At 72.6% G+C, this 22,714-nt stretch carries 16 protein-coding genes and 1 tRNA gene; 8 read left to right on the top strand and 9 right to left on the bottom strand.

Features of this window, described 5'->3' with window-relative positions; genetic code table 11:
• The first annotated feature begins 55 nt into the window (after positions 1 to 55).
• The gene (gene purM, locus PUR61_RS38840) at positions 56 to 1,141 is read left to right on the top strand and encodes a phosphoribosylformylglycinamidine cyclo-ligase (protein ID WP_329884598.1); all 1,086 of its coding nucleotides are present in this window, start codon (positions 56 to 58) and stop codon (positions 1,139 to 1,141) included.
• Positions 1,142 to 1,337: 196 nt separating this feature from the next.
• Here the strand turns inward: purM and PUR61_RS38835 are convergent, their stop codons facing one another.
• Positions 1,338 to 1,595: a DUF3073 domain-containing protein gene (locus PUR61_RS38835; protein ID WP_327679361.1), complete on the bottom strand. Its 258-nt coding sequence runs from the start codon at positions 1,593 to 1,595 to the stop codon at positions 1,338 to 1,340.
• Positions 1,596 to 1,990: 395 nt separating this feature from the next.
• A complete protein-coding gene (locus PUR61_RS38830; RefSeq protein ID WP_380355309.1) occupies positions 1,991 to 3,151 on the bottom strand; it encodes a Glu/Leu/Phe/Val dehydrogenase dimerization domain-containing protein in 1,161 nt (386 codons plus the stop codon).
• Positions 3,152 to 3,486: 335 nt separating this feature from the next.
• Here PUR61_RS38830 and PUR61_RS38825 point away from each other — a divergent pair, with 335 nt between their 5' ends.
• Together PUR61_RS38825 and bldC are read left to right on the top strand one after the other, a co-directional pair.
• The gene (locus PUR61_RS38825) at positions 3,487 to 4,413 is read left to right on the top strand and encodes a hypothetical protein (protein ID WP_329949094.1); all 927 of its coding nucleotides are present in this window, start codon (positions 3,487 to 3,489) and stop codon (positions 4,411 to 4,413) included.
• Between the two features lie 529 nt (positions 4,414 to 4,942).
• On the top strand, positions 4,943 to 5,149 hold the full coding sequence (bldC, locus tag PUR61_RS38820) for a developmental transcriptional regulator BldC (RefSeq protein ID WP_014137253.1): 207 nt from the start codon (positions 4,943 to 4,945) through the stop codon (positions 5,147 to 5,149).
• A 361-nt stretch (positions 5,150 to 5,510) separates the two neighbouring features.
• Here the strand turns inward: bldC and PUR61_RS38815 are convergent.
• The 5 genes from PUR61_RS38815 to PUR61_RS38795 form a co-directional block, all read right to left on the bottom strand.
• Positions 5,511 to 5,584, bottom strand: a tRNA-Asp gene (locus tag PUR61_RS38815).
• A 120-nt stretch (positions 5,585 to 5,704) separates the two neighbouring features.
• Positions 5,705 to 9,697, bottom strand: coding sequence for an ATP-dependent RNA helicase HrpA (gene hrpA, locus PUR61_RS38810; RefSeq protein ID WP_443035313.1), 3,993 nt, complete (start codon positions 9,695 to 9,697; stop codon positions 5,705 to 5,707).
• Between the two features lie 221 nt (positions 9,698 to 9,918).
• Positions 9,919 to 10,698 (bottom strand): alpha/beta fold hydrolase, encoded by a 780-nt coding sequence (locus PUR61_RS38805; protein WP_329884568.1) that lies wholly within the window; start codon positions 10,696 to 10,698, stop codon positions 9,919 to 9,921.
• Positions 10,699 to 10,769: 71 nt separating this feature from the next.
• Positions 10,770 to 12,224, bottom strand: a complete 1,455-nt coding sequence (locus PUR61_RS38800) for an MFS transporter (protein ID WP_329884566.1) — start codon at positions 12,222 to 12,224, stop codon at positions 10,770 to 10,772.
• Positions 12,225 to 12,342: 118 nt separating this feature from the next.
• Positions 12,343 to 13,323: an NADPH:quinone reductase gene (locus PUR61_RS38795; RefSeq protein ID WP_329884564.1), complete on the bottom strand. Its 981-nt coding sequence runs from the start codon at positions 13,321 to 13,323 to the stop codon at positions 12,343 to 12,345.
• 231 nt (positions 13,324 to 13,554) lie between these two features.
• Between PUR61_RS38795 and PUR61_RS38790 the strand changes: the two genes are divergently transcribed.
• The 3 genes from PUR61_RS38790 (at position 13,555) to PUR61_RS38780 (ending at position 17,213) form a co-directional block, all read left to right on the top strand.
• A complete protein-coding gene (locus PUR61_RS38790) occupies positions 13,555 to 14,742 on the top strand; it encodes an acyltransferase family protein (RefSeq protein WP_329884563.1) in 1,188 nt (395 codons plus the stop codon).
• An 83-nt stretch (positions 14,743 to 14,825) separates the two neighbouring features.
• Positions 14,826 to 15,674, top strand: a complete 849-nt coding sequence (locus tag PUR61_RS38785) for an NAD(P)H-binding protein (protein WP_329884562.1) — start codon at positions 14,826 to 14,828, stop codon at positions 15,672 to 15,674.
• Positions 15,675 to 15,884: 210 nt separating this feature from the next.
• Positions 15,885 to 17,213, top strand: a complete 1,329-nt coding sequence (locus PUR61_RS38780) for an IS701 family transposase (RefSeq protein WP_329884561.1) — start codon at positions 15,885 to 15,887, stop codon at positions 17,211 to 17,213.
• A gap of 47 nt (positions 17,214 to 17,260) precedes the next feature.
• Here PUR61_RS38780 and PUR61_RS38775 read toward each other — a convergent pair whose 3' ends face one another.
• Positions 17,261 to 19,189, bottom strand: coding sequence for a helix-turn-helix domain-containing protein (locus tag PUR61_RS38775; protein WP_329884559.1), 1,929 nt, complete (start codon positions 19,187 to 19,189; stop codon positions 17,261 to 17,263).
• 174 nt (positions 19,190 to 19,363) lie between these two features.
• Entirely contained in the window at positions 19,364 to 20,539 is a 1,176-nt protein-coding gene (locus PUR61_RS38770) for a transaldolase family protein (RefSeq protein WP_329884557.1), read from the bottom strand.
• Positions 20,540 to 20,787: 248 nt separating this feature from the next.
• On the opposite strand from PUR61_RS38770, the gene PUR61_RS38765 reads away from it, so the two are divergent.
• Together PUR61_RS38765 and PUR61_RS38760 are read left to right on the top strand one after the other, a co-directional pair.
• Entirely contained in the window at positions 20,788 to 21,405 is a 618-nt protein-coding gene (locus PUR61_RS38765) for a flavodoxin family protein (RefSeq protein WP_329884555.1), read from the top strand.
• A gap of 62 nt (positions 21,406 to 21,467) precedes the next feature.
• Complete coding sequence (locus PUR61_RS38760; protein WP_443035324.1) at positions 21,468 to 22,643, top strand: 3-deoxy-7-phosphoheptulonate synthase; 1,176 nt, start codon at positions 21,468 to 21,470, stop codon at positions 22,641 to 22,643.
• Positions 22,644 to 22,714 lie beyond the last annotated feature (71 nt).

Here is a 22,714-nt window from a genome sequence, read left to right as displayed (position 1 = left end):
CCCCGGGGCCCCACCGCTGTTCCGACCCCCACTGACCCGAGAGGGCCGCACCGCAGTGACCACGAACCAGAACGGCGCCACCTACGCCGCCGCCGGCGTCGACATCGAGGCGGGCGACCGCGCCGTCGAGCTCATGAAGCAGTGGGTGAAGAAGGCGAGCCGGCCCGAGGTGGTCGGCGGCATCGGCGGCTTCGCCGGGCTCTTCGACGCGTCCGCCTTCAAGCGCTACGAGCGGCCGCTGCTGGCCTCGGCCACCGACGGCGTGGGCACCAAGGTGGCGATCGCCGCCGCCATGGACAAGCACGACACGATCGGCCACGACCTGGTCGGCATGGTCGTCGACGACCTGGTGGTCTGCGGTGCCGAGCCGCTCTTCATGACCGACTACATCTGCGTCGGCAAGGTCGTCCCGGAGCGGGTCGCGGCGATCGTCAAGGGCATCGCGGAGGGCTGCGCCCTGGCCGGCTGCGCCCTGGTCGGCGGCGAGACCGCCGAGCACCCGGGCCTGCTCGGGCCGGACGAGTACGACGTCGCGGGCGCCGGCACCGGTGTGGTCGAGGCGGACGCGCTGCTGGGCGCCGAGCGCGTCCGGGCCGGCGACGTGGTGATCGCGATGGCCGCCTCGGGCCTGCACTCCAACGGCTACTCGCTGGTCCGTCACGTGCTGCTGAACGAGGCCGGCTGGAAGCTGGACCGCAAGGTCGAGGAGTTCGGCCGGACCCTCGGCGAGGAGCTGCTGGAGCCGACCCGGATCTACTCGCTGGACTGCCTGGCGCTGACCCGGGCCACCGAGGTCCACGCCTTCTCGCACGTCACCGGCGGCGGTCTCGCGGCCAACCTGGCCCGGGTCGTCCCGGACGGCCTGCACGCCCGCCTGGACCGCGGCACCTGGACCCCGCTGCCGGTGTTCCAGACCGTCGCCCGGGTCGGCGGGGTGGCCACCCTGGAGATCGAGAAGACGCTCAACATGGGCATCGGCATGGTGGCGGTCGTCCCGCCGCACTCGGTGGACGTGGTGCTGTCGATCCTTGAGGACCGCGGCGTCGAGTCCTGGCTGCTGGGCGACATCGTCGAGCGGACCGACGAGCACGACGGCGGCGCGGCGCTCTACAACGCCTACGAGGGCTTCACCGCGGGCTGAGCACGGAACCGCGCGAAGGGGCCCCGCCGGGCGGCACGCCGGCGGGGCCCCTTCGCGTGCCGGTGCCCGTGCGCCGGGGTACGCGAAGGCCCGGGCGGGTGCCCCACGAGCCCCGGGGTGCGCCGGGAGCACGAGGGAACGCCGAAAACCGGCCCGGTGCACTGGGCACCGAGGCCGGTCTGGTCAGACTGGGAGACTACGCGCGCCGGCGGGCCTGGGAAGGCCCGGTACCCGACTCGGTGTCGTCGTCCTCGCCGTCATCGGCGTAACGAGCCGCGTACTCCGCGTAGGGGTCGTCGTCCTCGTCCTCTTCGATCGGCTCCGGCTCGATCGGGGAGGTGGAGGGCGATACGCCCAGCTCGCTGGAGAGACGATTGGCGTCGAACCCGCCGCTGTTGTACTTCAGCTCGCGGGCGACCTTCGTCTGCTTGGCCTTGGCCCGGCCGCGCCCCATGGGTCGACCCCCTCAACGATGGGGCTCACGGCCCCGAGTCTGACACGTGTTCATGATCAAGAGCGGCCTGCCCGAATGGGGAGAACCGTCCCTTGGAGCATTAACGGTACCTGTTTCTGCCGCTGGACGGTACGTCGTCGGTGTGACGTGGCGCGCACCGGCCGCACCCGCGACCGGGTCGTCCCAGGTCAGGGGAGGTTTTGCGGCTTTCTGCACGCTGTCCGGAGGTGTCTCGGGTCCGTTGTTCCCGGATCGATTATCCCCCCAAGGGGGACGTTGGATCACCCGATCGGGCGCAGAAGTGAGAATCCGGTTCCACATTGTGATGCGCGGGGGACGGAAGTGGACGCCCCCCGCGCACCGCGGGTCGACCCGGTCCGGCCGGGTGCCCGGGATCAGCCCCGGCGGGCGGCCGGCAGCAGCACCGAGCGCAGCGCGCTGATCTCGCGCATCCGCTTCTCGGCCAGGCGGTCGGCGGCGACGGCCGGCGGCACGCCGTCGGAGGCGGCCCGGGTGAAGATCTCCAGGGTGGTGTCGAAGATCTTCGTCGCCTTGTTCTTGGCGCGGTCGAAGTTGAAGCCCTCGATCTCGTCGGCGACCTGGATGACGCCGCCGGAGTTCACGAGGTAGTCCGGGGCGTAGAGGATGCCGCGGTCGGCGAGGTCCTTCTCGACGCCCGGGTGGGCCAGCTGGTTGTTCGCGGCGCCGCAGACGACGACGGTGCCGAACTCGCCCAGCGCCGCCACCGAGTCGTCGGTGAGCGCGCCGCCGAGGGCGCAGGGGGCGTAGACGTCCAGCTTGGCCTGGAGGAGCGCGGCGGTGTCGGCGACGACCTCCACCTCCGGGTGGGCCGCCCGCACGCGGTTGACGGCGGTCTCCGAGACGTCGGTGACGACGACGGTGGCGCCGTCCGCGACCAGGTGGCCGACCAGGTAGTGGCCGACCTTGCCGACGCCCGCGACGCCGACGCGCTTGCCGCGCAGGGTCGGCTGGCCCCAGCGGGCCTGGGCCGAGGCGCGCATGCCCTGGAAGACGCCGAACGCGGTGAGGATGGACGAGTCGCCCGCGCCGCCGTTCTCGGGCGAGCGGCCGGTCACGAAGCCGGTCTCGCGCGCGACGACGTCCATGTCCTGGACGTAGGTGCCGACGTCGCAGGCGGTGATGTAGCGGCCGCGCAGCGACTCGACGAACCGGCCGTAGGCGCGGAGCATCGCCTCGTTCTTGTCCTTGTTCGGGTCGCCGATGATGACGGCCTTGCCGCCGCCGAGGTCGAGCCCGGCCAGCGCGTTCTTGTAGGACATGCCGCGCGAGAGGTTGAGGGCGTCCTCCAGCGCCGCCTCCTCGGAGGCGTACGGGAAGAAGCGGGTGCCGCCGAGGGCCGGGCCCAGCGCGGTGGAGTGGACGGCGATGATCGCCTTGAGTCCGGAGGAGCGGTCGTGGCAGAGCACGACCTGCTCGTGGCCGTCGCCGTTGGCGCCGTCCTGGGAGGTGCCGAAGATCCTGCTGAGCACGCCGGGTGCGGGGTGCGTGGCGGATGCGGTCTGTACGTCGGTCACTGTGGTGACTCCAGTAATTCCGAGGCCCGCTGCTGTGGTGCGGGCGCGTAGGGCGAAGCGTAGCCGCGGGAAAGCCGCCGATCCGCCCCCTTGGCGAAGCTCGGGCCGGTTGTCCGATGGGTGAGACGGGCCGGGTGGGAGGGGCTCCGCCGGTCCGACCGGCGGGCGGTCCGCACCAGGCCCGCCCGTGGCCCGCCCGCGGCCCGGACCAGGCCCGGAGCCGTTCCGGAGCCGCTCCCGGAGGCCGTCCGCGAACGGTTCGGGGACGGTTCGGCGGCGACGCGGGAGTGCGTCCGCGAACCGCACCCTCCCGGCCGGCGGGGCCGCGTGGGACCATGCAGGACGTGACCGTCGTACGCACCTCCGTGCTGCCGCCCTACGCCGCGCACCTGCGGGTCTACGAACCGCTGGCCGCGTACCCGGAACCCGAGCGGGCACGCTGGCAGGCCTACGCGGCGGAGCACGGGCCGGACGCGGCGGAGGCCGGCCGGTCGGTCGCGGCGGCGGTCCTGGACGAGCAGCGCTCGGCGCTGGCCGAGGTGGTCGGCCGGACGCCGCGGGCGCTGCCGGAGCGGGAGAGCGAGCGGGCGTTCGTCCGCGCCGTGGACGGGGTGCTGTACGTCTGTCCGTGGGCGACCAGGCTGCGGAGCTGGCAGGCGCTGGAGGAGCTGCGGGCGGGGGCCCCGGTGGCGCTGGTGGACACCGCGCTGCCGCAGGCGACCCGGGAGGCGGCGGAGGCGGACCGGGAGCGCTGGCGGGCCGAGCACCCGGACGCCCGGCCGTGGATCCTCACCAGCCGGTGGGAGGTGCCGGTGCGGTGGTTCCTGCCGTTCGGGGAGGAGGACCGGTGCTTCGTCCCCGCAGGAGTGGGAGAGGGGGAAACGGGGGAACGTGACGGGGAGGGGATCCGGGGGGACACGGCGGCGCTCTTCTACCTGACGCCGATGGCGCAGGCGCGCCGGCGGGTGGCCCGGGCGTACCGGGCACTGCGCGAGGCGGTGCCGGAGGGGGAACTGGTGCGGGGGGCGGAACAGGTGGGGCGGTGGCTGGAGGAGTTCCATCCGCGGTCGCTGGTGGAACTGGACTACGGGGGGCTGGTGCACCTGCTGGGGCCGGAGCGGCTGTCGGCGGACCGTTCGGCGGGGGAGCTGGAGGACGGGCTGCGGGCGCTGCGGGCCGGGGAGGCCGCGGAGGCCATGAGGGCGTACGAGGAGCTCACGGTGCGCTGGCGGCGGGTGCTGGCGCTCCGGTACGCGAACTAGGCGGGCCCGTCCGGCTGAGGGGCTGTCACGGCAGGGTCCTCGGGGTGTCGGTGGTACTTGTAAGACTGTAAGAGTCCTACGGCCCGTCCTGCATGACCAAGGTCCTGGTTCGGGTCAATACCTGTCGAACGTGACACTACTCACCGTTGACGCGAACTAACCCCTATGTGCAAAAATGGGACAACCAGCCCAACTTCACGTGAGCGTGCCCACTTTTGGGTGGTTCTGGAGTCGATGCGCGCTTTGCGGGAAAACGGGGGGTCTGGTCCCCTCGTAACCGAATGTCACTATTACGTGACTGCCCGTTATGGGGTGGTCCATCGCCATCCGTCGGCCTTGAACCCGTGAGGGGTCAATTTTGGCGGTTTGGTCGATAGGGCTGGACGGATGGTGTAGTTGTAGACACCAGGACAAGCCGTTCGTCCTATTACCGACTCGGCCCGTCTATGCCATTTCGGGCATCGCGGGCCAAGGTGCAGAATTTGAAGGATAGAACCGCCCTGGTTCGGTTCTCCCGAGGAGGCCGCTCATGACCGCTCGTACCCCTGATGCCGAACCTCTGCTGACGCCGGCAGAGGTCGCCACCATGTTCCGCGTGGACCCGAAGACCGTGACGCGCTGGGCCAAGGCCGGCAAGCTCACGTCCATTCGCACGCTCGGCGGTCACCGCCGCTATCGCGAGGCGGAGGTGCGCGCCCTGCTGGCCGGTATTCCGGCTCAGCGCACCGAGGCCTGACGGGCCGAAGACGCAAGGCTCTTCGAAAGGGGCCGCTTACCGGACTCCGCCGGGTCCGGTAAGCGGTCCCTTTCTTTGTTTCTACACGTCTGTCGTGGTGGCGCCACCGCCCGGAATGTTGAACTCCGGATAACGATTTGAGGTGGATGGGGTGGGGGGGATTTACTGTTAATGACAGTACAATTTTACATATTAAATTAGCGCCCTCCCGGAGAGGCGTTCGAACGGCCGGTTCCCGGAGGGGGTGGGTGACGACCATCACACACACGGTCACTTGTGGTCTAGACCTGGACCGGGTAATGGGGCGTCAGACAAAAACGAGAGGCCCGGAACCAAACGGTTCCGGGCCTCTCGACTACGGCGATCCCGACGGGACTTGAACCCGCGACCTCCACCTTGACAGGGTGGCGAGCTAACCAACTGCTCCACGGGACCAGAGTGTTCTGATCTCGTTCACTCGCTTGCTGCGCTGCGAACAAGACAGACTGTAGCCCATGGTGGGCCCCCAGGTCGAACTGGCTCCTGGGGACCCCGGCCCGCTGAGCTGGGGCGGGCTCAGAGCGACGCCCGGGCGGCCTCCATCGCCTTCATGATCCGCTTCTCGGAGACCGGTGACGGCGTGCCCAGCGACTGGGCGAAGAAACTGACCCGCAGCTCCTCGATCATCCAGCGGATCGCCCGCACCTCCTCGGAGGGCTGCTGCCCGGCCGGTACGGCCGCCAGCAGCTCCCCGTACGCCTGCTGCACCTGCTGGACCTTCAGCAGCTGCTGGGAGTCCCGCTGGGGGTGGTTGGGCAGCGCCTCCAGCCGGCGGTCCACCGCCAGCAGGTACCGCTTGAGGTCGGGCAGCCGCTGCCAGCCGGTCGCGGTCACGAAGCCCGGGTGCACCAGCGAGGCCAGGTGCAGCCGGATGTCGTTCACCGCGCCCAGCAGCACCGGACTGCTCACCGACTTCAGCCGGTTCGACGCCTTGTGGAAGGCGATCAGCGCGGTGGCCGACTTCAGGGTGGTGTCCGCCGACAGGTCGTACAGGTCGGCCCGGACCTTGTCGTGCAGCGAGCCGAACGCCGCCTCGTCCCAGGCCGGTCCGCCGGCCCGGGCCATCAGCCGGTCGGTCGCGCAGGCCACCACGTCCTCGAAGAGGGCCGGGATCGAGCCGTGCGGGTTGTAGGACAGCGCGAGCTTGGCCTGGTTGCCCAGCCGGCCCTGGATCGACTTGGCCGGAGAGGTGGTGGTCAGCGCCAGGAGCCGCCGGGTGCCCGCCCACATCGCCTGCGCCTGCGCCTGCGGGGTGTCGAACAGCTTGATGCCGACCGTGTCGCCCTCGTCCACCAGCGCCGGGTAGGCGCGCAGCGAATGGCCCCGGGAGCGCTGCTCGAAGGTGCGCTGGAGCACCGGCAGGGCGGACGGCCAGGCGGTCAGCCCGGACTGCTCGATGCCCTGTCCGGAGGCCGCCGAGGAGAGGGTCTCCTTCAGCTTCGGCTTGAGACTCAGCCGCAGCTCCTCCAGGTCCTTGGACTCGGCGAGCTTCTTGCGGCCGTCCACCACCCGGAAGGTCACCTTGAGGTGATCCGGGACGCGCTCCTCGTCCCAGGCCTCCGGCGGGACCGTGATCGCCGTCATCCGCTTGAGCACGTGCTCCAGGGTCGGCAGCAGGGGCTCCTGCCGGTCCCTCAGCTCGCGCAGCGCCGCCTTGGCGAAGTCCGGGGCGGGCACGAAGTTGCGGCGGACCGCCTTGGGCAGGGACTTGATCCAGGCGGTGACCAGCTCCTCGCGCAGGCCCGGGATCTGCCAGTCGAAGCCCTCGGCGGTGACCTGGTTCAGCACCGGCAGCGGGATGTGGACGGTCACGCCGTCCGCGTCGCTGCCCGGTTCGAACTGGTAGGTCAGCTTGAAGCGGAGCTTGCCCTGCTGCCAGTAGTCCGGGTAGTCGTCCTCGGTGACGCCGTCCGCGGCGTCGTTGATCAGCATCGACTTCTCGAAGTTGAGCAGGTCCGGCTGCTCGTGCCGGGTCTGCTTCCACCAGGAGTCGAAGTGCCGGGTGGAGACGATCTCGTCCGGCAGCCGGCTGTCGTAGAAGTCGAACAGGGTCTGGTCGTCGACCATGATGTCCCGGCGACGGGCCCGGTTCTCCAGCTCCTCGACCTCGCTGAGCAGCTTCCGGTTCTCCGCGAAGAACCGGTGGTGGGTCTCCCAGTCGCCCTCGACGAGCGCGTTGCGGATGAACAGCTCGCGGCAGAGCTCCGGGTCGATCCGGCCGTAGTTGACCTTCCGCTGGGCGACCACCGGGACCCCGTAGAGGGTGACCCGCTCGTACGCCAGCACCGCGCCGGACTTCTTCTCCCAGTGCGGCTCGCTGTAGTTGCGCTTCACCAGGTGGGCGGCCAGCGGCTCCACCCACTCCGGCTCGATCTTGGCGTTGATCCGGGCCCAGAGCCGGGAGGTCTCCACCAGCTCGGCGGACATCACCCAGCGCGGGGGCTTCTTGAACAGGCCGGAGCCGGGGAAGACCGCGAACCGGGCGCCGCGGGCGCCGCCGTACTCGCGCTTCTCCACGTCGTACAGGCCGATGTGGGAGAGCAGGCCGGCCAGTAGCGACTGGTGGATCCGGTCGGCGTCCGGCTCGGCGTCGTCGTGCGGCTCCTCGATGGTGACGCCGAGCTGCTTGGCGACCGTGCGCAGCTGGGAGTAGATGTCCTGCCACTCCCGTATCCGCAGGTAGTTGAGGAACTCGGCCTTGCACATCCGGCGGAAGGCCGAGGAGGACAGCTCCCGCTGCTGCTCGCGCACGTACCGCCACATGGCGAGGAAGGCGAGGAAGTCGGAGGTCTCCGAGTTGAACCGGCGGTGCCGTTCGTCGGCGGCCTGGCGCTTCTCGGCGGGACGCTCGCGCGGGTCCTGGATGGAGAGCGCGGCGGCGATGACCATGACGTCCCGGACGCAGCCGTTGCGGTCGGCCTCCAGGACCATCCGCGCCATCCGCGGGTCCACCGGGAGCTGGGCCAGCTTGCGGCCGAGCGGGGTGAGCCGCTTGCGGACGTCCTTCTCCTCCGGGTCGAGCGCGCCCAGCTCGTGCAGGAGGCTGACGCCGTCCTTGATGTTGCGGGAGTCCGGCGGGTCCAGGAACGGGAAGGCGGCGATGTCGCCGAGGCCGGCGGCGGTCATCTGGAGGATGACCGAGGCCAGGTTGGTGCGCAGGATCTCGGGGTCGGTGAACTCGGGGCGGGAGAGGAAGTCCTCCTCCGAGTAGAGCCGGATGCAGATGCCGTCCGAGGTGCGGCCGCAGCGGCCCTTGCGCTGGTTGGCGCTGGCCTGGCTGATCGCCTCGATCGGGAGGCGCTGGACCTTGGTGCGGTGGCTGTAGCGGGAGATCCGGGCGGTGCCCGGGTCGATCACGTACTTGATGCCGGGGACGGTGAGGCTGGTCTCGGCGACGTTGGTGGCCAGGACGATCCGGCGGGAGCCGGAGCGCTGGAAGACCTTGTGCTGCTCGGCGGAGCTCAGCCGGGCGTAGAGCGGCAGGATCTCGGTGGACTTCAGTTTGAGCTTGTCGAGCGCGTCGGCGGTGTCGCGGATCTCGCGCTCGCCGGAGAGGAAGACCAGGATGTCGCCCGGACCCTCCGCCTGCAGCTCCCGGGCCGCCTCGCAGATCGCCTGGATCTGGTCGCGGTCGCGGTCCACCTCGTCGCCGTCGCCGTCCGGGTCGGACTCGTCGGTGACCGGCTGGTAGCGGACCTCGACCGGGTAGGTGCGGCCGGAGACCTCGACGATCGGGGCCTCGCCGAAGTGCCGGGCGAAGCGCTCCGGGTCGATCGTCGCCGAGGTGATGACCACCTTGAGGTCGGGGCGGCGGGGGAGCAGCTGCTTGAGGTACCCGAGCAGGAAGTCGATGTTGAGGCTGCGCTCGTGGGCCTCGTCGATGATCAGGGTGTCGTACTGGCGCAGCTCGCGGTCGGTCTGGATCTCCGCGAGCAGGATGCCGTCGGTCATCAGCTTGACCAGCGTGTCCGGGCCGACCTGGTCGGTGAACCGGACCTTCCAGCCGACGGCCTCGCCCAGCGGGGTCCGCATCTCCTCCGCGACCCGCTCGGCCACCGTGCGGGCGGCGATCCGGCGGGGCTGGGTGTGGCCGATCAGGCCGCGTACGCCGCGGCCCAGCTCCAGGCAGATCTTCGGGATCTGGGTGGTCTTGCCGGAGCCGGTCTCACCCGCCACGATCACCACCTGGTGGTCGCGGAGGGCTTCGAGGATCTCGTCCTTCTTCTGGCTGACCGGCAGCTCGGCGGGATAGTCGATCGCGGGGACGGCGGCACGGCGGCGCTCGACCAGCAGCTCGGCGCGCTCGATGTCGCCGGCGATCTCGGTGGCGATCTGCCGGCGGGCCTCGGGCTTGCGGACCTTGCGGGCACCCTCCAGCCGGCGGCCGATGCGCACCTGGTCGCGCAGGGTCAGCTCGGGCAGGCGCGCGGCCAGCTCGCCGATCCCGGGCCCCTGGTCCTCGGTGGGGGCGTCGGCGGGCTGGACTGCGGGAGAACTCACGGCGGGCATCCCTCTAGGTTCGCAAGGAGATGCGGTGGAGCGCACCTCGGTTTTCGAGCGACTCCAGTGTCACAGGGGACGGCGGTCCGCTGCCAACGACGGCCCGGAAGCGGAACAGGGCACGGGGCCGGGAAGGGCTCCTGGGACGGCTCCGAGGACGGTTCCGGGGACGGCCGTGGGGCCCGTCCGGACTGCTCGGACGGGCCCCACGGTGCGCCGGGCGGCGCGGGTCAGTCCTGCGCGATGAAGTCGCTGACCAGCCGGACCCACTCGGCCGGCTTCTCGTAGACCACCACGTGGCCGCTCTCGATCTCGGCGTAGGTGCTGCCGGGGATCGCCTCGGCCAGCTCGCGGGTCAGCTCGACCGGGACGGTGGCGTCCTTGGCGCAGCCGATCACCAGCGTGCGGGCGGTGATCCGGGGCAGCAGCTCGCGGATGTCGGCCCGGAGGTTGAGGTCGATGTGGCGCAGCGCGCCGTCGGTGGGCTGGTTGCCCTTGATGATGCCCTCGACGACACCGTGGTCGAGGCTGTTGAGGTGGTCGCGGCTGAACGCGGTCAGCGTGCCGAACCGGCCGAAGGCGTCGGTGTCGGCCCTGGTGCCGAGCCAGGTGGTCATGTGGTTGCGCAGGTACGCGTCGTCCGGGCGGGTCCAGCCGGCCGTCAGCACCAGGCTGCGGACCAGGTCGGGCCGGGTGGCGGCGACGGCGGCGGCGACCACGGAGCCGAGCGAGAAGCCGACCAGGTCGACCGGGCCGTTGCCGGCCTCCTCGATCACGCCGATGATCTGCTCGGCGAGCAGCTCGACGGTCAGCTCGCCGCCGTCGTCCTCGGTGTCGCCGCAGCCGGCGTAGTCCGGCAGGACCACGGTGCGGGAGCCGGTGAAGTCGCCGGCGAGGTGGCCGAAGGTGCCCGCGGCGCCGAAGCCGGTGCCGTGCACGAAGACCAGACCCGGGCCGGAGCCGTCCACCTCGTAGGAGACGCGGGCGCTGGGAGTGGAGACGATGGGCATGGTGGCGGTTCTCCTCGGAGTACGAGTGGGACAGGTGGGTGGGCGGGAGGTACGGGTGCGGGCGGGCGGGGTCAGGCCAGGCTCTCGGCCGGGGTCTCCTTGACGGCCGCCGCCCGCGGGGCGCGTTCGAAGCCGAGTGCGACCAGGATCAGGGCGACGATCCCTCCGGTGGCGACCAGCACGGCGGTGCGCAGACCGTCCGTGGTGGCGGTGCGGAACGCCTCGCCGGTCAGCCCGGAGGTGCCGGCGTTGGCGATCGCGACCAGGACGCCCAGTCCGACCGCGCTGCCGACCTGCTGGCCGGTGGAGACGATGCCGGAGGCGATGCCCTGCTCGTAGGGGTGCACCCCGGTCGCGGAGGCGGAGAACATCGTGGTGAAGATGACGCCCTGGCACAGGCTGAGCACGACCAGACCGGGCAGCAGCGAGACGTAGGAGCCGTCCGGTTCCATCGCGAACGCCATCACGGTGGTGCCGAGCGCGCCGAGGACGAAGGACGCGACCAGGGTGGTGCGGGCGCCGAACCGGGTGGCGAGCCGGCCGCCCAGCATGGAGCCGAGGAAGCCGCAGGCCATCGGGATCAGGAAGGCCACGCCGGTCCGCAGCGCGCTGTACTCGTGCACGGTCTGGAAGTAGACGGTCAGGAAGTACAGCAGGGTGCCGAAGGAGGCCATGAAGAGGAAGGTCGTGACCACGCCGGTGGAGAGGTTGCGGTTGCGGAAGAGCCGCAGCGGCATCAGCGGGTCGGCGGTGCGGGCCTCGATCGCCAGGAACGCGGCGACCAGGGCGAGGCCCAGGACGGCGGTGGTCAGCACCAGCGGCGAGGTCCAGCCGGAGGCGGGTGCCTGGACGAGGGTGAAGACGACCAGGGTGGCGCCGGTGGTGGCGGTCAGCGCGCCGGGCAGGTCGAAGGAGCGGCCCTGCTCGCGGGGCCCGTCGGCGCGGATCAGCCGGGGGGCGAGCAGGGCGGCGCCGCCGGCGAGCGGCACGTTGACGTAGAAGACCGCCTCCCAGCCGAAGGCGGAGGTCAGCACGCCGCCGGCCAGCGAGCCGATGATCATGCCGCTGGCGCCGGCCGCGGCCCAGACCGAGAGCGCCCGGTTGCGTTCGCGGCCCTCGGCGAAGCTGGTGACCACCAGGGCGAGGGTGGCGGGGAAGAGGAAGGCGCCGCCGAGCCCCTGGAGGGCGCGGGCCGCGATCAGCAGCCCCTGGGTCGTGGCCAGGCCGCCGATCAGCGAGGAGCCGGCGTACAGCAGCAGCCCGAGGACGAACATCCGGCGGCGTCCGAACAGGTCGGAGGCGCGGCCGCCGAAGAGCAGGAAGCCGCCGAAGGCGACCGCGTAGGCGCTGACCACCCACTGGAGGTTCTGGGCGGAGAAGCCGAGGCCGCTGCCGATCTCGGGGAGTGCCACGTAGACGATGTTGTAGTCGACCGAGACGATCAACTGGGCGAACGCCAGCAGGGCCAGGAGGAGACCCGAATGACGCGGCCCGGACGCCTGGTCGGCGCCGGCGGACGGGGGCATGGGGGGCGGCCTTTCGGGGACGGGGGCTCGGCGGACGGGGCGTCACGGACCGTGCCGGGGAGCTGTCTTGGGTACGGCTGTGGACAGGGCTGTGGTCGGGGCTGTCGTGGGCGGGGCGTCACAGGTCGGGTCGCAGGACGACCCTGCGGCCGTTCAGCCCGCCCTTCTCCAGCCGCCGGTGGGTCTCGGCGGCGGCGTCGAGCGGGAGGTTCTCCAGGGCACGCGCTCGCAGCCGGCCGGCGGCGAGCAGGCGGTTGACGGTGCCGGCGGCTTCGGCGAGCTCGTCGGTGCGGGCGTGCGAGATGACGAACCCGCAGATCGAGCCGTCCTTCATGTACAGCTGTCCAGCGGGCAGTTCGGGGCGTGAGCGGGCGCCGGCGAGCAGCACGATCCGGCCGCGCGGGGCGAGCAGGTCGACGGCGGTGGCGAGGTCGTTGGTGCCGGAGGTGTCGAGGTGGACGTCGACGCCGCCCGGGCAGGCGGCGCGGATCCGGTCGGTCAGGTCGGGTGCGCGGTAGTCGAGGACCTCGGTGGCGCCGAGGTCCCGGCAGTGGTCGGCGTCGGCCGCGCTCGCGGTGGCGACCACCCGGGCGCCGGCCTCGGCGGCCAGGACGACCAGGGCGCCGCCCACGTTGCCGCCCCCGCCGGCCACCAGGACGGTTTCGCCGGCCCGGAGCCCGCCGTGGGCGAACAGCGCGAGGTGGGCGGTGGCGGCCGGGTGGACCACGGCGACGGCGCCGGGCCCGTCCACGCCCGGGGGCAGGTGGTAGAGCCGGTCGGCGGGGACGACGGCCTGTTCGGCCGTCGGGCCCTGCCGGCCGCCGTGCCCGAGGCTGTTGGACCAGACCCGGTCACCGGGGGCGAAGCCGGGGGCTCCCGGGCCCGCCTCCGCGACGGTGCCCACGAGGTCCCGCCCGATCACGAAGGGGAAGGGCAGCGGGGTGCGGAAGAGCCCCGAGCGGACGAAGGTGTCGACCGGGTTGACCGAGACCGCGGCCACGTCGACCAGGACATCGGTGGGCCCGGGGACCGGCCGGGGCACCTCGCCGTAGCGGATGTCCGTCGCCGGTCCGTGCTGGGTGATGAACGCTGCGTACATGGGGCCGATCCTCCGGGAGGGACGGCCGGGCTGCGGCGGATCGCGGCATCGTTCGTCAACTCCTCTGGCTCGGAAGGAAAGGCGGAGCGGGCCGGAGTGTCCCCCGACCTGACATAGATGCTACACCGATCGGTGCAATCTCTCATCTGCACCGAGTAGTTTACTTGGGTCTCGGGTCGGACCGGCGCCATCGGTCCGCTCCACAGGCTCGACACCCTCAAGGACGGAACCATGGCCACCGACCGACTCCTCGCCCAGCCGGGACCGACACCGGACGGCGGGAGCGGACAGCAGTCGCAGCGCCCCTTCACCAGCCGTCTGCCGTCGCTGACCGGCCTGCGCTTCCCCGCCGCCCTTGCGGTCTTCGCGTACCACGCGGCCCTGCCCATCCCCACCCTGCGGCTCTTCGCCGACGACAGCACCGAGTTCCGCTTCGTCGACATCGCCGACCAGGCGGGCGGTCTCGGCGTCGCGTTCTTCTTCGTGCTCAGCGGCTTCGTGCTCACCTGGTCGGCCCGCGCCGACGACACGGTCACCGGGTTCTGGCGGCGAAGACTGGTCAAGATCGTCCCGAACTACGTGGTCGCCTGGGCGCTGGCCATGGTGCTGTTCGCGAGCACCTACACCCCGGCCCGGACCGCGATCGTCAACCTGTTGATGCTCCAGGTCTGGATACCCGACTTCAACACCTACTTCAGCGTCGACCCGCCGAGCTGGTCGCTGGGCGCCGAGGCGTTCTTCTACCTCTCGTTCCCCTTCCTGCACCGGGTGTTCCGGGCCATCCGCCCCGAGCGGCTGGTGTTCTGGATCACCGGGGCGGTCGCCGCCGTCGTCGCCACCCCCGCCGTCGCCTACCTGCTGCTGCCCGACACCCCGGGTGTCCCCGGCGGGTACGAGGGCTCGGTCTCGCAGTACTGGTTCAGCTACGTGCTGCCGCCGGTGCGGATGCTGGACTTCGCGCTCGGCATGCTGGTCGCCCACGCGGTGCGCAGCGGTCGCTGGCGCAACATCGGGATGGTCTGGTCCGGCCTGCTGCTGGTGGCCGGCTACGTCGCCACCCACTACGTGCCCTACCTGTACGCGCAGCGGGCCGTCCTGGTCGTCCCGATCGCGCTGCTCATCGCGGCCGCCGCGATCGCCGACAACGAGGGGCGGTTCACGATCTTCCGCAACCGGGCGATGACCTGGCTGGGGGAGATCTCCTTCGCCTTCTACCTGTTGCACTTCATCGTGCTGACCGAGCTGCGCGACCTGCTCGGCACCCGGATGTACTCCACCGTGGAGGGTGTCGGCCTGCTCCTCTTCGCCATCGCGGCGACCGTCCTGGTCTCCTGGGTGCTGTACCGGCTGGTCGAGGCCCCGATCACCCGGCGCTTCTCCTCCCCGCGCCGCACCCGACCCGCCGTCCGGAACGACTGACAGGCCGCCCGTCGCCCGTCCGTCGACCCGTCAGACCGTCCGTTCGTCCGTTCGTCAGTCCGTCAAGAAAGCGAGCCGTTCCCATGGGCAAGATCCTCGTCACCGGGGCGACCGGCCAGGTCGGCGCCGAGGTGCTGGCGCAGCTGCTGGCCGCCGGCGCCGACGTCCGGGCCGGTGCCCGGACCCCGGAGAAGCTGGCGTCGACCACCACGGCCGAGACCGCCGTGCTCGACCTGACCGACCCGGAGACCTACGGACCGGCGCTGGCCGGCGTCGAGAAGGTCTTCCTCTACGCGGTGCCGCAGGGCACCGAGGGATTCCTCGCGGCGGCGAAGGAGGCCGGCGTCCGGCACGTCGTGGTGCTCTCCTCGCAGACCGTGGTGGACGCCTTCCCGGTGCAGCGGCCGATCGTCGAGATGCACCGGACGGTCGAGGCGGCCGTGGTCGCCTCGGGCATCCCCCACACCTTCCTGCGGCCGCACAACTTCGCCACCAACATCCTGATGTGGGGGTGGCCGGAGTCGATCCGGGCCGAGGGGCGGATCCGCTTCCCGTACCCCGAGTCGCACAGCGACGCGATCCACGAGAAGGACATCGCCGCGGTCGCCGTGGTCGCGCTGACCCAGCCCGGCCACGAGAACCAGGCCCACTTCCTCAGCGGTCCGGCGTCGGTCACCCAGCGGGAGCAGCTGGCGACCCTTGCCGAGGTGCTCGGCCGGCCGCTGGAGTTCGAGGAGCTGACCGACGCCGAGGCGCGCGAGGCGCTCTCCCCGATCGTGCCGGTCTGGGTGATGGACGCGGTCGTCGGCTACTGGGCCGGCTCCGACGGCGTCCCCACCGAGCTGTCCGACACGGTGGAGAAGCTCACCGGCCGACCCGCCCGGACCTTCGCCGACTGGGCCCGGGACCACGCGTCGGACTTCACCGCCTGACCCCGTCCGGCCGGGTGGCGCCCTCGCGGGCGCACCCGGCCGGTGCCGGTCCGGCGCGCCGGATTCCGCTCCCGCCTCACCGGCGGGACGGACCCCGGTGGCCGGGCCACCACCGAGAGCGCCGGACGGGTGGGCAGCGCACCTTAGCGGGAGGGAGCGCGGCGCCTAGCGTGAGGACGGCGCAGCCATCCGCGCATTCGAGGGGGATCAATGAGCGGTCTCGCCCTGGGCGCCGTGGGCGCCCCAGCCCACAGCGTTCCACTGCACAGCGTTCCACTGCACGGCGTTCCACTGCACAGCCTTCCGGCCCACGGCGTTCCGGTACAGGGGGTACCGGCCCGCGGTACCGCGGCCCGCGGCGCTCCGGCGGTGCGGGAGCTGCCGGGCCTCGACGCCTCGCACGACGTCCTGCTCCGGGAGCTGTGCGCCGTGCTGTTCGCCTCCCTGCCCCGCAGCGACCAGCGGCAGAAGGGCGCCCAGTACCTCCGCGGCCTGCTCGGCGCGCGCGGGCGCAAGTCGATCCGGAACATCGCCACCGTCGTCGGCGGCCAGGCCGCCGAACAGAGCCTGCACCACTTCATCACCAGCTCCACCTGGGACTGGGGACCGGTCCGTCAGGCGCTGGCCCAGCACCTGGCCCGGATCGCCCCGCCGCAGGCGTACGTGCTGCGGCCGATGGTGATCCCGAAGGCCGGTGACCACTCGGTGGGCGTGGACCGCCGGTTCATCCCGGCGCTCGGCCAGGTCCTCAACGCCCAGCAGGCAGTGGGGGTATGGGCCGCCTCGGACAGCTTCAGCGGCCCGCTCAACTGGCGCCTGCACCTGCCGCAGGCCTGGCTGGACAACGAGCCGCGGCGCAGCCAGGCGCTGATCCCGGACGAGGTGGACGCGGAGACCCTCGGCGACTGCGCGCTGGAGGCGGTGATCGGCCTGCCGGCCCGCTGGGGCCTGCCCGTCCGCCCGGTGGTGGCGGACGCCCGGGACGCGGACGGGATGCGGATGGTGCGCCGGCTGCGGGCCGAGCGGCTGCCGATGCTGGTCCGGGTCGGCGGCTCGTTCCCGCTGCTGCCGGTGGGGCCGGTGCTGACCGGCCTCCCGGCCGGCCCGGGCCCCGCCCACCGGTTGATGTCGGCGGCCCGGGAGCTGCGCCGGCCGGTGGTCTGGTCGGGTCCGGCCGGCGGGCTGCGCAACGGTCTGGTGGCCACGGTCCCGGTCCGGCTGCCCGGGCGCGGTGCCCGGTCGGGCGGGCGGGACCGGCGGGGCGGCGGGGAACTGCTGCTGCTCGGGGTGGGCGCGGCCGGGCGGCGCTGGCCGGCCGAGCTCTGGCTGACCGATCTGGTGGACCTGCCGACCGCGGCGCTGGTCCGGCTGGCCCGGCTGACCGACCGGGTGGGCCGGGACTTCGCCCGGACCGCCGACCGGGTCGGGGTGCGGGACTTCGCGGGGCGGTCGTTCAGCGGATGGCACCGGCACATCACCCTGGCCTCGGCGGCCCACGCGGTGGCGGTGCTGGCCCGGGGGGACGACCGGCGGGCGTGACGGAGCCTCGGGTGGACGGGGTCGGGGCCGTCCGGGCGCGCGGAGCGTCAGGACGGCGGTCCGGGGCGGTCCTTGCGGGCCGCGCGGTCCAGCAGGACGCGCCGCACCCGGCAGAGCTTGAGCGCCAGCTGGATCTCGAAGGCCCGCTCGGGCTTCTGCCAGTCCGGGCCGAGCAGTTCGCCGATCCGGTCCAGCCGCCGGGCCACCGTGTTGGGGTGGACGTGCAGCTGCTGCGCGGCGTGGGTCGGGCTGTTGCCGGTCTCGAAGTACGCCTGGAGTGTGCGGGTCAGCTCGGTGAGCCGCTGCCGGTCGTAGTCGAGGACCGGCCCGACGGCGGACTCGATGAATCCTTCGATGTCATGGTTGTCTGCCAACAGTACGCCCACGAAGCCGAGTTCACGCACAGAGGCGGCGCGGCCGACTGCGCCGAGCGAGGTCATCGCGTCCAGGCAGCGCAGCGCCTCCTGGTAGCCGTGGAACACCGAGGTCGGATCGGAGACCGGACCGGCCGCGCTGACCGTCACCGGGATGCCGAGCAACGGGGTGAGCTCGTCGGAGACGGCGCGCGCGGCCGTCCCCGGGTCGCTGCCCGGCAGCAGCAGGACGGCCCGGCCGTTGTGGACGCGTTTCAGCCCGCTCATCCGGTGGGCGTACAGGTTGGCCCAGGTGGCGGCCTTGCCCTGGGCCTCGCCCTCGGGCCGGGCGACCACCAGGACGTGCGCGGTGGAGAGGTCGATGCCCAGGCGGCGCGCGCGCAGCGCGAGTTGCTGCGGCGGTCGCTGCGGGCTGGCCAGCAGCTCGTCGAGGAGCTCGTCCCGGACCTGGCCGGCCGGGCCGGTGTGCCCGGCCGCCCGGCCGCTCTCCAGCAGCAGTGCGACCGCCACCGCCTGCGCCAGGCCCTGGCAGGACTCCGCGGCCAGGTCGGCCCGTCCGTCGGCGGGCCGGGCGAGCAGGGTGCCCAGGTCGGTCGAGCCGGCGCAGACCGGGGCGGCCCAGAGCGGACCGGCGAGCCGGACCGGCCGGCCGGCGGCGTGGGTGTCCAGTGCGGCGGCGACCACGGTGGGCTCGTCCAGCTCGGGCAGGTCGCCGAACGAGGCGACCACCGTGCCGTCGGTGGCGTACACCCGCAGGCCGAGGTCCAGACGGCGCCCGGCGTCGCGGACCAGGGCGTGCGGGTCGCCGCCCGAGAGCGCGAGGTCGACCAGGGCGCGGTGCACCGCGGCGAGTTCGCCGGCGGTGCGGTCCGGTTCCGGGACGGGGGCCGGGCGGGCGGCCTCCTCCAGCAGCCGGGCCTTCTCGACCGCCACCCCGGCGAGGTCGCCGAGTGCGGCCATGAGGGAGATCTCGTCGGCGGTGAAGCGGCGGACCGTGCGCTCGGCGACGTACAGCACACCGAACGGGTGGGTGCGGTGGCCGAGCGGGACGGCCATCACGGCGTGCAGGCCCTCGGCGCGGATCGTCTCGTCGATCGCGGGGCTGTGCCGGATCCGCTCGTCGAGCAGGTAGTCCGGGGTCCAGAAGGGCGCCGGGTCGGCCAGGACACCGGCGCCCAGGCCGAAGCCGTCGGGCAGGGGCAGGCCGACCGCGAGCGCCCCGGTCGGGCCGTCGGTGGTGCGGATCCTGACCTGTCCGTGCTCCTCGTCGGTGGTGGTCAGGCAGGCCACGTCGGCGCCCAGCAGCAGCCGGGCCCGGCGTGTGATCACCGCCAGCAGGCCGTCCAGGTCGTACGGAAGCGCCAGGTCGCGGGCGGTGTCGGCGAGCGCGGCCAGCCCGGCCTCGCGCCGGCGGCGGCGCTGTGACTGTGTGCGTATGGAGAGGCCGAGCTGTTCGATCCGGCCCAGCGCCTCCCGTTCACGGGGCGACTCACAACTCTTCCGGGCCTGCTCGACCAGCTCCGCCAGCTGGGCGGCGGGCGCCTCGCTGGCCAGCAACTCCAGGACGTTGAACGCGATTGAGTCGGCCGACCGTCGCGTCATGACCTTCCCTCCCCCCAGGCCCTCCTGAGCAGAAGGAGTGCGTGACGGCCTGCAAATCGGAAGGTATGCGGGGGCGGATGTTCCCGTCAAGCACAGGTCCGGGCCGGTCGCCGGGCCACCGGTGCGGGTTCGGGCGCTCCCGGCGCCGCCAAGGTGATGGTTCGTCAAAGATCCTCAACTGCCACGGAGTCGGGCAGGTTCGCTGTCTCCCGGCAGGTCGGCCGGGCGGGCCAGCCGGGTGGCGGCCGAGGCGTGCAGGCGGAGCCAGTGGTCGACCAGCCGCGGGACGCTCTCCTCCTCCAGCCGTCGCACCACCGCGCAGTAGTCGATACCGAGCCGTCCCAGCCGGTCGAGCACCGCCTGGGCCGCCTCGTGCCGGCCCATCAGGGTGTCGCCGTCGAGGCGGAGCTTGCGGACGGCCTCGTCCAGCACCGGGCGGGTCATCGCGTGCGCGGTGCCCCAGGAGACCAGGCCGGCCACGTACCGGGCCTGCGCGGCGGCGGCACCGGCCAGCGCGGCGTCGGTCCACAGCAGGCGCTGCGGCCGGGCGCCGGAGGCGCGCAGGGTGCGCCAGCGGCCGTCGCCGAGCCGCTCCTCGTACGCCCGGTACATCAGTCGGGCCGCCGCCTGGGCGGTCAGGCCGCGCAGGGCGAGGGCGTCCTGGGTGCCGATCGCGGTCAGCCTGCGGTCGATCTCCAGGTCGACCCGGCCGACCGGCAGCGAGGCCACCGAGGCGATCGCCGCCAGCGGCCGGCCGGCCGCCAGCGCCTGCTCCAGCCCGTCGAAGTAGGCGTCCACCACCTGCCCGTAGCGGTGCACCGAGAACAGCCCGGTCGCGTGCACGCCGAGGCCGAGACCGACGCAGTCGCGGATCGCGCCCAGGCCCTCGGGGGTGGCCGGGATCTTCACCAGCAGATTGGGCCGGTCCACCGCGCGGGCCAGCTCGACGGCCTCGGCGGTGGTCGCCGCCGGATCGTGCGCCAGCCTCGGGTCGAGGTCCGCCGAGACCAGGCCGTCATGACCGTGGGCGGTGCGGAAGACGTCCAGGAACTGGTCGCAGACCAGCCGCAGGTCCTGCACCGACGCGGCCCACACCGAGCCCTCCGGGGACACGTCGTGCCCGGCCAGCCGGGCCAACTGCTCGCCGTAGACCGGGTCCCGGCGCAGTCGTCCGGCCAGCAGCGCGGGGTTGGTGGTGGCGCCGCGCAGCCCGGTCTCGTCGATCAGCCGGCCGAGCAGGCCCGAGGTGGCCAGGCCGCGGTGGATCCCGTCCAGCCAGGGGGAGACGCCTTCGGCGATCAGCGGCCGCAGGTCTCGTCGACGGGGTGGGGCGGCCGGCGGTTTCTTCACTGCGGGATCACTGCTCCTCGGCTCTGCGGCGGCCCGAAAACGGTGCCGGGCACCGAGGATAGGGAGCAATTCGTGCCCGGAAAAGTGACTGCTCCGGTCAATGTCAGGTCGGGTCGAACGGGACATCTGATGAGTATTCGACGGAGTGCGACGCCACCTGACGAAGTGCCGGTAACTCCGTTGGCCGACCTGCTGTCCACCGTCAAGGATCAGCTGAACGCGTCCCCGTCCCTGAGGAGTTCGCCGTCATGACCACCATTGCCGTCGTCTATTACTCGTCGACCGGAAATGTCGCCAGGCTGGCCGAGGCGGCGGCCTCCGCCGCCGAGAAGGCCGGTGCCGAGGTGCGGCTGCGCCGGATCGCGGACCTGCCCGACGACACCTACGTGCCCGGGACCGAGGACGCCGCGCGGGAGCTGCGGGAACGCACCGCGGACGTCCCCGTGGTCGACCTCGCGGACCTGGCGTGGGCGGACGGCATCCTGATCGGGAGCCCGGTGCGGTTCGGCCTGCCGGCCGCGCCGGTCCTGCGGTTCATCGACTCCACCGCGCCGCTGTCGATCCCGGGCGGGCTGGCCGACAAGGCCGTCTCGGCGTTCACCTCGGGCTCGGCGCCGCGCGGCGGCCACGAGACCACGATCCTCGCGCTGCACAACGCGTTCTGCCACTGGGGCTCGCTGATCCTGGCCACCGGATCCACCGACCCGGTGCTGTTCCGGCCCAACAACGGCAACCCCTACGGCGCCAGCGCGGTCTCCCGGAACGTGCCCGGACAGGTCCACGAGGAGAACATCGCCGCGGTCGAGTACCAGGCCCGGCGCCTGGTCCGGGTCGCCGGTGTGGTCCGGGGCCTCGACACGCCCTAGGGCCGAGGGCCTGCCGCAGTCGCCTGCCGCAGGCCGGCCCCCAACCCGTGATGGAGATGTCAGTGGACAACCTGCTCGTGGGCCAGCTCGCCGGCCGCCCCGCAAGACAGCAGCCGGACTGGCCGAATTCCGTCGAACTCGATTCTGTCAAAAAGGAGTTGGCCGGAAGGCCCGCCCTCGTGGCGGCCGCCGACGTGCACCGGCTGCGCGCCCTGCTCGGCCAGGTCGCCGAGGGCCGTGCACAGGTGCTCCAGGCCGGGGACTGCGCCGAGGACCCCCAGGAGTGCACCGCGGGGGACGTCGCCCGCAAGGCCGGCCTGCTGGACGCGCTGGCCGGCCTCCTGAAGATCACCACCCCCCGTCCGGTGGTCCGGATCGGCCGGATCGCGGGCCAGTTCGCCAAGCCCCGCTCGCACCCCACCGAACGCTGCGACGGCGTCGAACTACCCGTCTACCGGGGCCACATGGTCAACGGCCCGGAGCCCGACCCGGCCCAGCGCACCCCGGACCCGCGCCGCCTGCTGACCGGCTACGACGCCGCCCGGCAGACCATGGTCCACCTCGGCCGGCTCGCCCCCGGCGAACCCTCCGCGGCCTGCCCTCCGGTGTGGACCAGCCACGAGGCGCTGCTGCTCGACTACGAACTGCCGCTGCTCCGCCGCGACGACGAGGGCCGGCCGCTGCTCGCCTCCACGCACTTCCCGTGGATCGGCGAACGCACGCGCCAGCCCGACGGCGCCCACGTCGCGCTGCTCGCCCGGGTGGTCAACCCGGTCGGCTGCAAGGTCGGCCCGACCACGACCCCGGACGAGCTGCTCCGGCTCTGCGCCCTGCTCGACCCCGGCCGCGAACCCGGCCGGCTCACCCTGATCGCCCGGCTGGGCGCCGACCGCGTCGCCGGGGTCCTCCCCGGGCTGGTCCGGGCCGTGCGGGCCGCCGGCCACCCGGTGGTCTGGCTGACCGACCCGATGCACGGCAACACCTTCAGCCGGCCCGACGGCCTCAAGACCCGTCTGGTGGAGACCGTCGTCCGCGAGGTCGAGTCCTTCCAGCAGGCGGTCCGTGCCGGGGGCGGCACCGCCGGGGGCCTGCACCTGGAAACCACGCCCGACGACGTCACCGAATGCGCCGACGACGAGACCGGGCTCGGCCGGGTCGGTGACAAGTACACGAGCTTCTGCGATCCGCGGCTCAACCCCGGCCAGGCCATCGCCGTGGTGTCCGCCTGGCGGGCCTGACCCGGGCACGGCAACGGGCCCCGCCCCGTTCCGTCCGGCCCGCCCCGCACGCCCCGCACCACTGTCCGGCA

Source organism: Streptomyces sp. BE20, assembly GCF_036322525.1.
In the GTDB taxonomy this organism is placed as follows: Bacteria; Actinomycetota; Actinomycetes; order Streptomycetales; family Streptomycetaceae; genus Kitasatospora.
Note: the sequence above shows the minus strand (reverse complement) of the source record. Positions and strands in the feature narration are given on the sequence as shown.